Here is a 14,609-nt window from a genome sequence, read left to right as displayed (position 1 = left end):
TGCATACCGATTTTCTACCTCAACTGAACGTCAGACCGTCATATTTTTTCCAGCGGTAGTTCAACGCGGAAATAATCCAACAGGCAATAAAAACGCCAATAATGACAAACCCGACGTTGCCCATGTGGTCACTTAAGTTACTGACCGTGTCCCACAGCCCGCCCTGTAACGAAAAAGCATCAGACAGCAGGCCCAACCCCTCCAGTCCACCGATAAACAGCGCCACAATCACTGAGGTTCCGGTAATGGTCATATTGTAATACAGCTTACGCTGCGGCTTATTGAATGCCCAACCGTAGGCCTCAACCATCAGAATACTGTCGAGGCAGTCAATCAGCGCCATACCGCAGGTAAACAGCGCCGGGAAGACTAAAATGGACCAGACAGACATCCCGTTGGAGGCGCTTGAAGCCGATATGCCCAATAACGAGATTTCAGTCGCGGTGTCAAAGCCCAGGCCAAATAAGAAACCAACAAAATACATGTGCCAGTCTTTCCCAACCAACCTGAAGGCTGAGCGGAATAGCCAATTCAGCGGACCTGAAACCGTGACATCTTCCGTGGAGAGATCATAAATACCGGTACGTTTCAGATGGCGGAACGCCTTCCAGACCTGACAGAAAATGATGAGGTTGATGGTAGCCAGAATCAGCAGAAATGCGGCAGAAACGGTGGTTCCGATAATTCCACCAATATTCTGAAACCATACCATATGTTGCTTAAATACGCTGGTGGTCAGAGCAATACCAATGCTTGCCAGCACAACGATGGTGGAGTGTCCCAGAGAAAACCATGCCCCCGTCGTCAGTGCGCGTTTCTTTTGCTGCATGAGCTTTCGCGTCGCACTATCTATGGCAGCAATATGATCGGCATCGACTGCATGACGCAAACCATAACACCACGCGATCAGGCTCAGCGCCAGAAGTGACGTATTATGACTAAACGCGGTTAATGCCCAAAGCCAGGCGACTATGTTTGCTCCGATGAGAAAAACCACCAGCAATATGAGGCTTGGCCGTTTTTTTATTAATGAATACAACGAAGTCATTATTTCCGGCCCACTCGTTTTGTAATAAACAACACAACATCACCGCCGTTCACTGATAGATTAATAAAACGTTTACCAGCCTAATGATAACGTTTAAGAATTACCAGCCCAGTGTCTTAGATCAAAGTTGCCTGCTCTCTCCGTCCAGTTCAGCAATCGCTAACTCCGCGACACGCAAGGTTATCGCCGCATTTTCCCCATCCTCCAGAAACCATGCAGAAGATAAACCACACCATGCGACTATCCACATCAGCAGTCGCTGTCGTTCAATCGCGGCTATCTCAGAGACAAGTTGCACGCGTTGCTTAAAAATGTTTGGGTCTGTCGCGATAGCAACACAGGGATCGGCAAGGTCAGGATTCGTGAATATATTGGCGTAATCAAACCCTCGCTCACCCAGTAGTCCCTTGGGATCAATTGCCAGCCAGCCTGCCGGGCCAAAATCGAGGACATTGCCGTGGTGTAAGTCACCATGCAATACGACCTCATTCTGAGGAGAGGAGAACAGTTCGTTTGCGATCTCTGCACAGCGCGTCATAACTCCACCATAGATTTTCGCCGCAGGGGCAAGATCGCCAAACCAATGATGTAGCGGCGTTAGCGCGGGTGTAGACGTATTTTGTGGGAGATGGAGACGGCTGGCAGTATGGCAAATAATGCGACAAACCTGCGCATCTTTGCCAGAGCGGGACATGTCAGCTAAAAAACTCGTCCCTGTCGCTCGTTCTAACAGAATCGCGCCATCAGCATGAGCAAGCACTCTCGCTGCGCCATTCCCGCTCCACCAAACCATCAGCTCGCCGCCATTTCGTTCACTATCATCGGTGGTGAGTTTGAGTATCGCTTTTTGTCCATTTTTAATAACGGTAACGGGCAAAAGCTGCGATGTGTGCGTTGCAATCTGTTCGCCATCAGGGGTGAGTCCCCATCGGCTGAGCCAGCCATTGACTACAGATTTATCCAATGCGACCTCTTATTTGATTGAGCCTTGAGGCGAAAAGCATATTGTTACTCCACTTTATAGGGAAATACATGAACAACGTTGCCTGCCAGTAGATACACTCCAAGACTCTCGGTTCTTTGCTTAACTTCTTCAAAAGGAAGTTGCGAATCGGGCTCGCGTCCTCCCCAAACCAGCAGCCCATTGTTGGCATAATGTTCCATGAACTCCAGGGTTTTGCCATTTTCAAGCGCAATAACCACCCTGCTCCCTTTTAGCGGTTGCAGGGAACCGTCATCATCTGCAATAAACATCTCTGTTACACAGGAATCAGATTCTTTGATCGGGAGCGGTGAAACAATCATGCCATTGGCCGCTACCGGTTTGAAATCCAGTTGCGAGGTCTTCACTTCTTCTGATGTTTGATACGGAATTCTGCCGCCCCAAATATGGATCCCGTCAGGGATTCCCTCCGGTAACGGTTGTGGGCTACCAGCCAGTTCAAGCGATTTGCCATCAGCAAACTCAACAACAATACTGCGACCATTTTGTAAGGCTAAATCGCCATTCTGGTCGATAATATAGATCTTCATATCATCCTGTCTCCGCTGTTTTTGATACTCGTGATTGATGCTCAGGAAGATGAAAATGCTAAGAGCCAATAAACAGCTGCCATCGCTGAAACACTCAATAAAATACTGATTATGAAATAGGTTTTGAATGGCTGTTTTTGTGTTTTATGACGAAAAAGTTGTTGGCCCGCAATCGCGCCAGGCCACCCGCCCACCACGCCAAACACCAGCAAAGTGGATTCTGGCACTCTGCGCCAGGCCTTACGCGCCGCCATTTTATCTGCGCCGTAAATCACCAGCGTCAAAACATTAACAAGCAGGCACCACATGACCAAGGGATGTGGGGTGAATATACTGCCTGACGCAGCCAAAATCAGTAGCAAGTAACAGAAACGATTGAGGTTCATTTTATTAGTTGTGTGGAATAGATCAGAATGCATCAAAGCCGCATTATACGTCATACATGCCAAAGCGCCGAGCGGAGGATGGCAATGCAGAAATAGTGGATACAGTGTAATATCGGAATGCCATTCTGGGTCAGCATTTCAGCCAGGGTGCGCGCCCCTGTCCGGTTCCACGCCGGCGTACTTAGCTGTACAGCCTCACTCGCGCCGGATTGACAGTATCGCGTCGTTTTCGCCTTCTCGCCAGTACCGGTAACTGCTACGGTGTATTTCCAGTGCGGAACAAAGGCTTACAACCGTGTGGCTGTCACTCAGTCTGGCGGCTATCGTGAACCGTTCAGTGAGTCGGACATCAAGAGTGCGGTAGCCTTTTTTAATATCGTATTCTGTTCCTCCTGACGCTCTCGCCTGAGCTAACGAACCCAACTTTCAAGCGTGGTAGAACCGACATTCATTGCTTCGCTGGCTTGTCGATTGAGTAGCCCTTATCAACAATCAGCTGTGCACATGCCAGCTTGAACTCAGGGGTGAAAGTACGCTTAGTTTTCTTGTTCATTAAGCCACCTGTTTTTGGTAGTGGTGAGAATATCACTTTTAATCAGGTGGCCAAATTTACTGTGCCACTACAACTGGCTTCTGGTTTCTTTTTCTGCGCACTCTTGCGCGTTTTAATATACCTGCGCACGCTGGAATTCCTGCTCCAGCTTTTTCCAGTCCATTTTCGGCATAACATCACCAAATAATCATTGCTCAACGTCTATGCAGGGCAATAACCACTATTTTACAGGCCGCATTCCATTTTTTGACTACCAATATATTCATAATAAAAATATTAGATATACTAATGATGAGTTAATTTCATGTTAAATCATGTTGTGTAATCACAGCTATCAGTCCACTATCTAATCTGGAGAAAACAACAACAGCTTGCCAACCGGTTACCGGGGATGATGATGTCCATCCCCCGGCCTTTTAATCATTTCGTAGATTGTCGCACTCTGCTGTTCACTCGTACTACTATCAGCATTAATACAGGCACTGGGGCTTGCGGTCTCGCTTATGCTGGCAGCAATAGAAACACGCTTAACGCTTTATCGTTCGCCGATGTGGATTCGGTGTGCCAAGTATTTTCAGTATGGGCGGTTAATGCAGAGCAATTGAGAGTCATGTAAGCAAATGCTATAGCAGTATTCTTCACTGGTTGACGGCTAATTATGGAATTTGCAGAAAACAGGTATGAAAAAGCCCCGGCAGGGGAGTCGGGGCTAATTGAGTATGGTGCCGGGTGCCTCCCGGTGAGTCTTTGGACAGCCTCCGTGACTCGCACCAATTTTGGACCATGTAAAATTAATTACACTTTGCTGTTTATGCCCCACCGCTTAGGGGGATTCACCGCAAACACATTCTACTCAATTATCTTTTAGGTAATTTTAGCTATGGGTGCGGGTTTTTTACTAACCGCCCCACCTAAGCGAATTTCATAATGGCAATATCGGTCAATTTATTCACACCAAAATATTATACACGTCATGCAAAGTTAATTTCATGTTAAATAAGACTATAAATCATCACCTGTTGAAGCACTATCTAACCGAGAAAGATTATAATATTTTATCCAACCAGTTACCGAAGATGATAATTCTTATCCTCTGGATGTTTTGTCAAAATCATTGATAACTCATTTCCACTATCAAACCTATCCGCAGATGAGCTTCACAATAGCTATTACTGCGAGATGCCTGTACTAAATATCGCCACTTCGATCGTCCACCTATCATCCCAGTGGATGGACGACTTACCGCCGCGTGGTTCCAGCTTAGCTATCCGGGGATCGAAGATTTTGATAGCCGCTTCTGTGCTCATTTTTATTTCTCACTAACCTGCTTTGGCCGCGAGCGTCATCTCATAAAAAGGAGCGATTGCTTGCAGTGTTGCAAAAAGTGAAATGTAGTACAGACTGTCAATTCATACTCAACCAGAATGACTCCTGACAAACATTATAAAAATTCTTCTTCATTGGCCTGATTTCCTGCCCTGCCGCATCTATCACTTCCCAACAAATCCAACATTCAGGGCAAACATCATTGGGATGTTGTGTAGCTTCAAGTTCGTTAGTACAGCGGATTACCACACCACTATCATGTCTCCATTCCATGGTTATAGTCTCAACCTCAGCCAAATCATCGCATTCACAAGATTCTTGAATACAAATTACTTCCTTTCCGCTTTTAATAGCATTCACATAATACGCCAAATCAATCATATCTTTTCGTCGTAAAAAAACATTAGTGGCAATGAATATACCCCTATACAGCCCCGTAAGCAGCACCGCATCCGTAACCATGACTACCTTGGTCAGAATGAGCCAGTACCTGTTTTTGGGGATTACGTCGCCACACGGCCATCAAAGCGCATTCAGAACAATATCTTTTGTCATCCGGGGTTGCATTGACCAGCCGATAACTTTGCACGAGAACAGGTCAACAACGACAGCCATATACAGCCAGCCTTCGTGGGTTCGGATGTAGGTTATGTCCGTTACCCAACGTTCATCCGGAGCTTCCGGGTTGAACTGTCGCTGGAGCCTGTCGGGTGTCACGATACTGACTTCACCTTTACGCGCTCGTGGGCTGCGCTACCCGACCTGAGCCTTTATCCCGGCACGCTTCATCAGCCGCCAGACCCGGTTAATCCCACATTGTTGCCCGCTATCTCGCAGGATGACTCCGAGGTGTCTGTTAAACCTGTGGCGATTCACTGCTAATTCGATAAGCTCACTCTGGAACACAACCATAAGGCGTTCTGGCGTGCGCCGCCGTCGCCCATAGCAAACCCGGCATACTTATGCATGCTGGATGCTCTCCGCTGGAGCCAACCCTGCGTTTATTGCAAATCAGATGGGTCATGAGAATGCAGAAATGGTTTATACAGTGTACTCTGCCTGGATATACGCGCTTGATGGTGATCAAATAGCCTTTCTGAACCAGCGCATCAGCGGATACAACAGTGTCCCCCTGGTGCCCCCAGAGGGAAACGCGCAATAGCTAACATATTGAACATTGAGTGATTTTTCATGAAAAAGCTGTTTGTGCAGTTTTATCTCTTATTGTTTGTCTGTTTTCTGGTGATGACCCTGCTGGTTGGCCTTGTGTACAAATTCACCGCAGAACGTGCGGGCAGACAGTCGCTCGACGACTTGATGAAAAGCTCGTTGTATCTGATGCGCAGCGAATTACGCGAAATCCCGCCGCGTGACTGGGGGAAAACCCTGAAAGAGATGGATTTAAATCTGTCTTTTGATCTTCGCGTAGAACCGTTGAATAAATACCATCTGGATGCTCCCACCATGCAGCGCTTACGGGAAGGCGATATCGTTGCGCTCGACGATCAGTACACCTTTATTCAACGAATTCCACGAAGCCACTATGTACTAGCCGTCGGCCCGGTACCTTATCTCTATTTCCTGCACCAGATGCGCTTGCTGGACGTCGCGCTGATGGCCTTCATTGCTATTTCATTGGCCTTCCCTGTGCTGATCTGGATGCGCCCACACTGGCAGGAGATGCTCAGACTGGAGGCCGCTGCGCAGCGTTTTGGTGAAGGGCATCTTAATGAGCGGTTGCACTTTGACAGCGGATCAAGCTTTGAGCGCCTGGGCGTGGCGTTTAACCAAATGGCAGACAATATCAATGCCCTGATTGCCAGTAAAAAACAGCTGATTGACGGCATTGCCCATGAGCTTCGCACACCGCTGGTGCGATTGCGTTACCGCCTGGAAATGAGCGATAACCTCACCGAGCAGGAATCGCAGGCGCTAAACCGCGATATTGGTCAACTGGAAGCGTTAATTGAAGAATTGCTCACCTATGCTCGTCTGGATCGGCCGCAAAATGAGCTAAAACTCAGTGTCCCGGACCTGCCTATGTGGCTAACAACCCATCTGGAAGATGTACAAAGCGTCAATCCCGATCGTGCGGTACGCCTGCACCATCTTCAGATCGGAGACTACGGCGCACTGGATATGCGTTTGATGGAGCGTGTGCTGGATAATTTGTTAAACAACGCTCTGCGTTACTGCCAGTCTACTGTGCAAGCCAGCCTGCAACTCAATGGGAGTCAGGCAACGCTTATCGTCGAAGATGATGGACCCGGCATCGCGCCAGCTGCGCGCGAGCAAATTTTTGAACCGTTCGTTCGTCTGGACCCCAGCCGTGACCGGGCGACAGGTGGCTGCGGACTTGGCCTCGCCATCGTCCACTCCATTGCTCTGGCTATGGGCGGTACTGTGGTCTGTGATGAAAGTGAACTCGGTGGTGCCCGCTTCTCCTTCAGTTGGCCTGTCTGGCATAACATACCTGAATTTTCAGCTGTCTGACCTACACCGCTCGGTGGTCAGGTTGAGTGTCTTGTGCTATAAAAAAGTATGTTGTAACTAAAATGGTAAGCCTATGTCTCGCTATGATCTTGTCGAACGCTTAAACGGAACCTTTCGCCAGATGGAACAAGAACTGGCACACCTCACCGGGCAATTGCAACAGCAGGCGCTGCTGATTGCTCGCGTGTTCTCGTTGCCGGAAGTGGTGAAAGAGGCAGAACACGCGCCACTGGAAACCATCGACGTTAAACAGCACTTGGGTAAAGAGGCGGAAACCCTGGCACTACGCCACTTTCGCCACCTGTTTATTCAACAGCAGTCCGAGAATCGCAGCAGCAAGGCGGCTGTCCGCCTGCCGGGGGTACTCTGCTATCAGGTGAATACCGGCACACAAGTCGTGCTGGAAGAGCAAATACAACGTATTAATCAGCTTAAAACCACCTTTGAGCGTATTGTCACCGTAGATTCTGGTCTGCCATCGGCGGCGCGTTTTGAATGGGTGCACCGCCACCTACCGGGGCTGATTACGTTGAACGCCTATCGGACGCTAACGGTCGTCAGAGATCCGGCTACCCTGCGATTTGGCTGGGCCAACAAGCATATTATTAAGAACCTGACACGTGATGAGGTACTGCAACAACTGGAAAAGAGCCTGACATCACCACGCAGCGTGCATCCGTGGACACGCGAAGAGTGGCAGGCCAGGCTTGAGCGTGAATACCAGGACATCGCTGCCCTGCCACAGCAGGCAAAATTGAAGATCAAACGCCCGGTCAAAGTACAACCCATCGCCCGAGTCTGGTACAAAGGGCAGCAAAAACAGGTGCAATATGCCTGCCCGACGCCATTAATTGCGCTAGTAAATAACGAAAACGGCATGACGGTGCCGGATATCGGAGGATTACTGAACTACGATGCTGACAATGTTCAGCACCGTTTTAAACCTCAGGCACAACCGTTAAGACTGATTATCCCACGGCTGCACCTGTATGTAGCGGATTAACGACCCGGTCGCATGCTACCGACCATCAGTTCCGGGCGGACCCAACTGTCGAATTCGACCTCGGTTAAATATCCCAGCGCCAGGGCTGACGCTTTTAAGGTCAGTCCTTCTTTATGCGCCTTTTTAGCAATCTCAGCCGCTTTATCGTAACCGATATGAGTGTTTAACGCGGTTACCAGCATCAGTGATTCGTTGAGCAGCTGATCAATGCGTTCACGATTTGGCTCGATCCCTGTCGCACAGTGTTCGTTGAAGCTTTCCATACCATCAGCCAACAGGCGAACCGATTGCAGGAAGTTGTGGATAACCATCGGGCGATAGACGTTCAGTTCAAAATTCCCTGACGCCCCGCCGATATTAACGGCAACATCGTTACCCATAACCTGACAGCACAGCATAGTCAGGGCTTCACATTGTGTCGGGTTAACCTTACCCGGCATGATGGAACTGCCCGGTTCATTTTCAGGAATAGATATTTCGCCAATGCCGCAGCGCGGACCGGATGCCAGCCAGCGTACATCGTTGGCGATTTTCATCAGCGATGCAGCCAGGCCTTTGAGCGCGCCGTGGGCATGAACCAGGGCATCGCAGGTGGCAAGCGCTTCAAATTTATTCGGCGCGGTGACAAAAGGTGCAGAGGTCAACACAGCCAGTTCAACCGCAACCCGCTCGGCATATTCCGGGTGGGTGTTCAGCCCGGTCCCTACCGCCGTACCGCCCAACGCCAGTTCAGCAACGTGTGGCAGACTATGTTCAATATGCTTCAGGTTATGTTCCAGCATGGCCACCCAGCCTGAGATTTCCTGACCCAGCGTCAGGGGCGTCGCATCCTGTAAATGGGTTCTGCCGATTTTGACAATGTCGGCGAAGGCATGCGATTTTTCACGTAACGTGGTGGTCAACACATTCAGTTGAGGGATCAGATGCTCACGCAAAGCCAACAGCGCGGCGACATGCATTGCCGTGGGAAAAACATCATTTGAACTTTGGCTTTTGTTGACGTCATCGTTCGGATGTATTTTTCGCTCCATCCCCCGCACGCCGCCCAACAATTCGCTGGCCCGGTTTGCCAGCACCTCATTCATATTCATATTGCTTTGCGTGCCGGAGCCGGTCTGCCAGATAGCCAGCGGAAACTCATCACGATGTTTGTCTGCCAGAACCTCGTCTGCAGCCTGCATGATGGCGGAGGCTTTTTCCGCAGCCAGCAACCCCAAATCCTGGTTAACCTTCGCAGCGGCCCGTTTAGTCAGCGCCAACGCGTGGATCAGCGAAACCGGCATTTTCTCTGTTGAAATGCGAAAATGCTCCAGCGATCGTTGCGTTTGCGCGCCCCAGAGTTTATCGGCCGGGACATCGATCGCACCCATTGAATCATTCTCGCGGCGTACCGTTACCATTACCTGCTCCTTATATTAACGATTGATTAGGTTATGTTTCGACATTGCCCACTTGCATTGGTCTTATGAGTATTAACGAGGAAAAAACTGTCGTTTGGTGGTTCGTGCGGTAAAAAAAACCGCCCCGTAGGGCGGCTGACGTTACTTAACGCAGCGTGCGCACTGCGACGTCTGAATTTGCTGGAAGAAATCGTTCCCTTTGTCATCCACCAGGATAAACGCCGGGAAATCTTCCACTTCAATTTTCCAGATGGCTTCCATCCCCAGTTCGGGATATTCCACGCACTCCAGACTCTTGATACTGCCCTGAGCCAGCACGGCCGCTGGCCCACCAATGCTGCCTAAGTAGAAACCGCCATGTTTATGGCAAGCGTCAGTAACCTGCTGACTGCGGTTTCCTTTTGCCAGCATGATCATACTCCCGCCCGCGGCCTGAAGCTGGTCAACATACGAGTCCATACGTCCGGCAGTGGTTGGACCAAGCGAGCCAGATGCATAACCTTCCGGCGTTTTTGCCGGTCCGGCGTAATAGATTGGGTGATCTTTAACATACTGCGGCAAACTTTCGCCGTTATCCAGACGTTCTTTCAGTTTCGCATGCGCTATGTCACGTCCAACGATGATCGTACCATTCAGCGACAAGCGGGTAGAAACCGGATATTGCGACAACTGTGCCAGGATATCCTTCATCGGACGGTTCAGGTCGACACGCACGGCTTCGCCTTCGCCTGCCTGACGCAGTTCTTCCGGGATATATTTGCCAGGATTGTGTTCGAGCTTCTCAATCCAGATCCCTTCACGGTTGATTTTGGCTTTGATATTACGGTCAGCAGAGCAAGAGACCCCCATACCGACCGGACACGACGCGCCGTGACGCGGCAGGCGGATTACACGGATATCATGAGCAAAGTACTTTCCGCCAAACTGCGCGCCCAGCCCTAAATTCTGTGCCTCAATCAGCAGCTCTTTTTCCAGCACCACATCACGGAATGCCTGGCCATGTTCGTTACCTTCGGTCGGCAGCTCATCATAGTATTTCGCCGACGCCAGTTTCACCGTTTTCAGCGTGGCTTCTGCGGATGTTCCACCGATCACAAACGCGATGTGGTACGGCGGGCAAGCTGCTGTTCCCAGCGTACGCATCTTCTCCACCAGGTAATTTTTTAATTTGCCTGGCGTGAGCAGCGCTTTGGTTTCCTGGTACAGATAGGTTTTGTTCGCCGAACCGCCGCCTTTGGCAATACACAGGAATTTATATTCATCGCCGTCGACGGTATACAAGTCAATCTGTGCTGGCAGATTGGTACCGGTGTTCACCTCTTTGTACATATCCAGCGCGGCGTTTTGTGAATAGCGCAGGTTATCTTCGATGTAGGTGTTATAAACCCCACGCGCCAGCGCCGCTTCGTCACCGCCGCCAGTCCAGACACGCTGTCCTTTTTTACCCACGATAATCGCCGTGCCGGTGTCCTGACATGTCGGCAGAATGCCCTTTGCCGCGATATCAGAGTTACGCAGGAATTGCAGGGCGACATATTTATCGTTTTCGCTGGCATCCGGATCACGCAGAATGTCTGCAACCTGCTGCTGATGAGCAGGACGCAGCATAAACGATGCGTCATGAAACGCCTGGCGAGCCAGCAAAGTTAAAGCCTCAGGCGCAACTTTGACAATCTCCTGCCCTTCAAATTCGGCAACGGAAACATGGTCGCTGGTCAGCAGATAGTATTCGGTATCATCCTTTTTGAGGGGAAAAGGATGCTGATAATGAAAGGGTTTGTTTGACATTGTGCTCTCACTTACTGCTCGGTCTGGTTATTCTCTGGGCAGATGTTCCATTGCCCTGCTTCCCTGCCGCAGATCGGGTTGTAGAAGATATGGCTTTCTGCAACCAGAATTACTCAGGGTATTAAAAGCGAGTCACCATATCCTACACAATTTTTTAACAAAAACTGAGACTAGTACGACTTTTTGCACGTGTAGGTTACTTCGACCGGGGTTTCTTGGTTTAATAGCCAGAGATTTTTCAACATTGAAACAGGGCATTGATAATGCAAAAACTGATCAACTCAGTGCAACACTACGCCTGGGGAAGTAAAACTGCGTTAACGGAACTTTATGGCATTGCCAACCCAACCCAGCAGCCAATGGCCGAGCTGTGGATGGGTGCTCATCCGAAAAGCAGCTCTCAGGTTCAAGGGGCCGATGGCCAACCCGTTGCTCTGCGCGATGTTATCGAGCACGATAAATCCGCACTGTTGGGCGATGCGGTAGCAAAACGCTTTGGCGAACTGCCCTTCCTGTTTAAAGTGCTCTGCGCCGCTCAACCCCTTTCTATTCAGGTCCATCCAAACAAACACAACTCTGAGATAGGTTTCGCCAAAGAAAACGCTGCCGGGATCCCGATGGATGCCGCTGAGCGTAACTACAAAGATCCGAACCACAAGCCAGAACTGGTTTTTGCCCTGACGCCATTCCTGGCGATGAATGCGTTTCGCGAGTTCTCTGACATCGTTGCGTTGTTACAACCGGTTGCGGGCGCACATCCTGCCATTGCTCACTTTTTGCAGGAACCCGGTGCCGAACGCCTGAGCTACCTTTTCGCCAGCCTGTTAAATATGCAGGACCAGGAAAAATCGCATGCACTGGCAATACTGAAATCAGCCCTTAACAGCCAGCAAGGCGAACCGTGGCAGACTATTCGCCTTATCGCTGATGTCTACCCGAACGACAGCGGTCTTTTCTCCCCACTGCTGCTGAATGTGGTGAAGCTAAATCCTGGCGAAGCGATGTTCCTGTTCGCCGAAACGCCGCACGCCTATCTGCAAGGTGTGGCACTTGAGGTCATGGCAAACTCAGATAACGTGCTGCGTGCAGGGCTGACACCGAAATATATCGATATTCCGGAGCTGGTGGCCAACGTTAAATTTGTCGCAAAACCGGCGAACCAACTGTTGACCACGCCGGTCAAAACCGGTGGTGAACTCGACTTCCCGATCCCGGTTGATGATTTCGCCTTCTCCCTGCATGAACTGTCTGCCGGAGAAGCCGTAATTAGCCAGCACAGCGCGGCGATTTTGTTCTGCATCGAAGGTGAAGCGCTACTGAGTAAAGGCGATCAACGTCTGGTACTAAAACCGGGTGAATCCGCATTTATTAGTGCGAATGAATCGCCAATAAGTGTCAGCGGCGTCGGCCGTTTAGCGCGTGTTTACAACAAGCTCTAGCAAGATACTGATATTTTTGACAACTCTTGCTAAGCTAGTAGAGAGTTAAAAACATGTCACTCCTCCAGGCGTCTTCAAACGCCTGGTTTTATTTTATGGATATCGAAATGAAAAAATCGCTGGTAGCTGCGGGTGTGGTGGTTGCGCTGGGTATCGTCTGGACGGGCGGCGCCTGGTACACCGGAAAGAAACTGGAAACGCATCTCGCTGAGATGGTGACGCAGGCAAATGATCAGATCAAACGCTACTCACCTGAGGCAGGAATTGAACTGAGTTATCAAAACTACCAGCGCGGCGTGTTCAATAGCCAACTGCAACTGGTAGTGAAGCCCATCGCCGGACAGGAAAACGCATGGCTGAAAGCAGGCCAAACTATCGTTCTGGATGAAACGGTGGATCACGGCCCCTTCCCGTTAACCCAGCTTAAGTCATTGAACCTCATTCCTGCTATGGCTTCGGTGAGAACAACACTGGTGAATAACGATGTCACTAAGTCGTTGTTTGATATAGCCAAAGGCGAGTCTCCTTTCATCATCAACTCCCGTATTAGCTATAGTGGCGACACCCGTTCCGATCTTTCCCTTAAACCGTTGAACTACGAGAAAGGCGACGAAAAAGTGGCCTTCAGCGGTGGGGAATTCCAGTTCACCGCAGATAAAGACGGTAACGCGGTTTCCCTGACAGGCACTGCGCAAAGCGGTCAGGTTAATGCAGTCAACGAATACGATCAGAAAGTGCAAATTACCTTTAATAACCTGACAACCGAAGGGTCCAGCAGTGTCGCCAGTTTTGGTGAACGCATCGGCGACCAGAAGCTGTCTCTCGATAAGCTGTCGATATCGGTCGAAGGCAAAGAACTGGCCGTGCTGGAAGGGATGGGAATTGATGGTAAATCCGATCTGATTAACGATGGAAAAACCGTGAACAGTCAGTTGGATTACACCCTGAACAGCCTTAAATTACAGGGTCAGGATTTGGGTAGCGGTAAGCTAACGCTGAAAGTGGGTCAGATTGACGGTGAAGCCCTGCATCAGTTCAGCCAGCAGTACAGTGCCCAAACCAAGGTGCTAATGTCGCAGATTGATGTCGTCCAAAACCCAGAGCTGTATCAGCAGAAAGTCACGGAAGCGTTCTTTAATGCGCTGCCCATTCTGATGAAAGGTGAACCAGTAATCACCATTGCGCCGTTAAGCTGGAAAAATGCGAAAGGCGAAACGACGTTTAATCTGTCGCTGCTGCTCAAAGATCCAACCGCGACCAAAGAAGAGCCACAAACGCTGGCTCAGGAAGTGGATCGTTCAGTCAAATCACTGGACGCGAAGCTGACTATTCCTGTGGATATGGCGACTGAGTTCATGACACAGATAGCCAAAATTGAGGGCTATCAGCAGGAGCAAGCCGCGGAGCTGGCTAAACAGCAGGTCAATGGCATGGCTGCGATGGGGCAGATGTTCCGCATTACCACGATGCAGGACAACACTATCGGCTCCAGCCTGCAGTACACCAATGGCCAGGTAACGCTCAACGGGCAGAAGATGCCGCTGGATGAGTTTGTTGGTATGTTCGGTATGCCGACCCTTGGCGAACCGGATGCTCCGGCAGTTCCACAACAGTAATTCTTCTCTGAACCAGGCCCGATA

Annotated in this window: 11 protein-coding genes and 3 pseudogenes; 5 read left to right on the top strand and 9 right to left on the bottom strand. The window is 49.9% G+C overall.

Annotated elements, in window-relative coordinates; genetic code table 11:
• Positions 1 to 19: 19 nt before the first annotated feature.
• From JTI85_RS11255 to JTI85_RS11225, 7 genes and pseudogenes are all read right to left on the bottom strand, one after another.
• Positions 20 to 1,048, bottom strand: a complete 1,029-nt coding sequence (locus JTI85_RS11255) for a HoxN/HupN/NixA family nickel/cobalt transporter (RefSeq protein WP_199969140.1) — start codon at positions 1,046 to 1,048, stop codon at positions 20 to 22.
• Positions 1,049 to 1,169: 121 nt separating this feature from the next.
• Positions 1,170 to 2,012 (bottom strand): aminoglycoside phosphotransferase family protein, encoded by an 843-nt coding sequence (locus JTI85_RS11250; RefSeq protein WP_219351489.1) that lies wholly within the window; start codon positions 2,010 to 2,012, stop codon positions 1,170 to 1,172.
• A gap of 44 nt (positions 2,013 to 2,056) precedes the next feature.
• A complete protein-coding gene (locus tag JTI85_RS21400; RefSeq protein ID WP_048211733.1) occupies positions 2,057 to 2,581 on the bottom strand; it encodes a hypothetical protein in 525 nt (174 codons plus the stop codon).
• Positions 2,582 to 2,622: 41 nt separating this feature from the next.
• Positions 2,623 to 2,967, bottom strand: a complete 345-nt coding sequence (locus tag JTI85_RS11240) for a DUF1294 domain-containing protein (protein ID WP_061068825.1) — start codon at positions 2,965 to 2,967, stop codon at positions 2,623 to 2,625.
• Positions 2,968 to 3,077: 110 nt separating this feature from the next.
• Positions 3,078 to 3,556, bottom strand: a pseudogene (locus tag JTI85_RS11235) (transposase); the annotation flags it as partial.
• Between the two features lie 1,368 nt (positions 3,557 to 4,924).
• Positions 4,925 to 5,308, bottom strand: a complete 384-nt coding sequence (locus tag JTI85_RS11230; RefSeq protein WP_225807907.1) for a hypothetical protein — start codon at positions 5,306 to 5,308, stop codon at positions 4,925 to 4,927.
• A 1-nt stretch (position 5,309) separates the two neighbouring features.
• Positions 5,310 to 5,683 (bottom strand): annotated as a pseudogene (locus tag JTI85_RS11225) (DDE-type integrase/transposase/recombinase); the annotation flags it as partial.
• 124 nt (positions 5,684 to 5,807) lie between these two features.
• Between JTI85_RS11225 and JTI85_RS11220 the strand changes: the two are divergent.
• From JTI85_RS11220 to tus, 3 genes and pseudogenes are all read left to right on the top strand, one after another.
• A pseudogene (locus JTI85_RS11220) lies at positions 5,808 to 6,008 on the top strand (site-specific integrase); the annotation flags it as partial.
• Positions 6,009 to 6,037: 29 nt separating this feature from the next.
• Positions 6,038 to 7,339, top strand: a complete 1,302-nt coding sequence (gene rstB, locus JTI85_RS11215) for a two-component system sensor histidine kinase RstB (RefSeq protein ID WP_219351488.1) — start codon at positions 6,038 to 6,040, stop codon at positions 7,337 to 7,339.
• 73 nt (positions 7,340 to 7,412) lie between these two features.
• Positions 7,413 to 8,342, top strand: a complete 930-nt coding sequence (gene tus / locus JTI85_RS11210) for a DNA replication terminus site-binding protein (protein ID WP_101742531.1) — start codon at positions 7,413 to 7,415, stop codon at positions 8,340 to 8,342.
• Here the strand turns inward: tus and fumC are convergent.
• Both fumC and fumB read right to left on the bottom strand, forming a co-directional pair.
• Positions 8,339 to 9,742 carry a class II fumarate hydratase gene (gene fumC / locus JTI85_RS11205; RefSeq protein ID WP_219351486.1) on the bottom strand — a complete coding sequence of 468 codons (1,404 nt, stop codon included), beginning with the start codon at positions 9,740 to 9,742 and terminating at the stop codon, positions 8,339 to 8,341. The two genes, tus and fumC, sit on opposite strands and share 4 nt — an antisense overlap.
• A 141-nt stretch (positions 9,743 to 9,883) precedes the next feature.
• The gene (gene fumB, locus JTI85_RS11200) at positions 9,884 to 11,530 is read right to left on the bottom strand and encodes a class I fumarate hydratase (RefSeq protein WP_048211738.1); all 1,647 of its coding nucleotides are present in this window, start codon (positions 11,528 to 11,530) and stop codon (positions 9,884 to 9,886) included.
• 263 nt (positions 11,531 to 11,793) lie between these two features.
• Between fumB and manA the strand changes: the two genes are divergently transcribed.
• Together manA and JTI85_RS11190 are read left to right on the top strand one after the other, a co-directional pair.
• Positions 11,794 to 12,969 carry a mannose-6-phosphate isomerase gene (gene manA / locus JTI85_RS11195; protein WP_005121190.1) on the top strand — a complete coding sequence of 392 codons (1,176 nt, stop codon included), beginning with the start codon at positions 11,794 to 11,796 and terminating at the stop codon, positions 12,967 to 12,969.
• Positions 12,970 to 13,076: 107 nt separating this feature from the next.
• Positions 13,077 to 14,585: a YdgA family protein gene (locus JTI85_RS11190; RefSeq protein WP_172743583.1), complete on the top strand. Its 1,509-nt coding sequence runs from the start codon at positions 13,077 to 13,079 to the stop codon at positions 14,583 to 14,585.
• Positions 14,586 to 14,609 lie beyond the last annotated feature (24 nt).

The organism is Citrobacter sp. Colony219, from assembly GCF_019382635.1.
GTDB lineage: Bacteria > Pseudomonadota > Gammaproteobacteria > Enterobacterales > Enterobacteriaceae > Citrobacter > Citrobacter youngae.
This window is presented reverse-complemented; position numbering and strand designations above follow the sequence as displayed.

Excerpts from the sequence above, each read along its gene's own strand:
- JTI85_RS21400 (WP_048211733.1), bottom strand. The coding sequence starts at position 2,581 with ATGAAGATCTATATTATCGACCAGAATGGCGATTTAGCCTTACAAAAT.
- JTI85_RS11255 (WP_199969140.1), bottom strand. The coding sequence starts at position 1,048 with ATGACTTCGTTGTATTCATTAATAAAAAAACGGCCAAGCCTCATATTG.
- rstB (WP_219351488.1), top strand. The coding sequence starts at position 6,038 with ATGAAAAAGCTGTTTGTGCAGTTTTATCTCTTATTGTTTGTCTGTTTT.
- JTI85_RS11190 (WP_172743583.1), top strand. The coding sequence starts at position 13,077 with ATGAAAAAATCGCTGGTAGCTGCGGGTGTGGTGGTTGCGCTGGGTATC.
- manA (WP_005121190.1), top strand. The coding sequence starts at position 11,794 with ATGCAAAAACTGATCAACTCAGTGCAACACTACGCCTGGGGAAGTAAA.
- fumB (WP_048211738.1), bottom strand. The coding sequence starts at position 11,530 with ATGTCAAACAAACCCTTTCATTATCAGCATCCTTTTCCCCTCAAAAAG.
- JTI85_RS11240 (WP_061068825.1), bottom strand. The coding sequence starts at position 2,967 with ATGAACCTCAATCGTTTCTGTTACTTGCTACTGATTTTGGCTGCGTCA.
- tus (WP_101742531.1), top strand. The coding sequence starts at position 7,413 with ATGTCTCGCTATGATCTTGTCGAACGCTTAAACGGAACCTTTCGCCAG.
- JTI85_RS11230 (WP_225807907.1), bottom strand. The coding sequence starts at position 5,308 with ATGGTTACGGATGCGGTGCTGCTTACGGGGCTGTATAGGGGTATATTC.
- fumC (WP_219351486.1), bottom strand. The coding sequence starts at position 9,742 with ATGGTAACGGTACGCCGCGAGAATGATTCAATGGGTGCGATCGATGTC.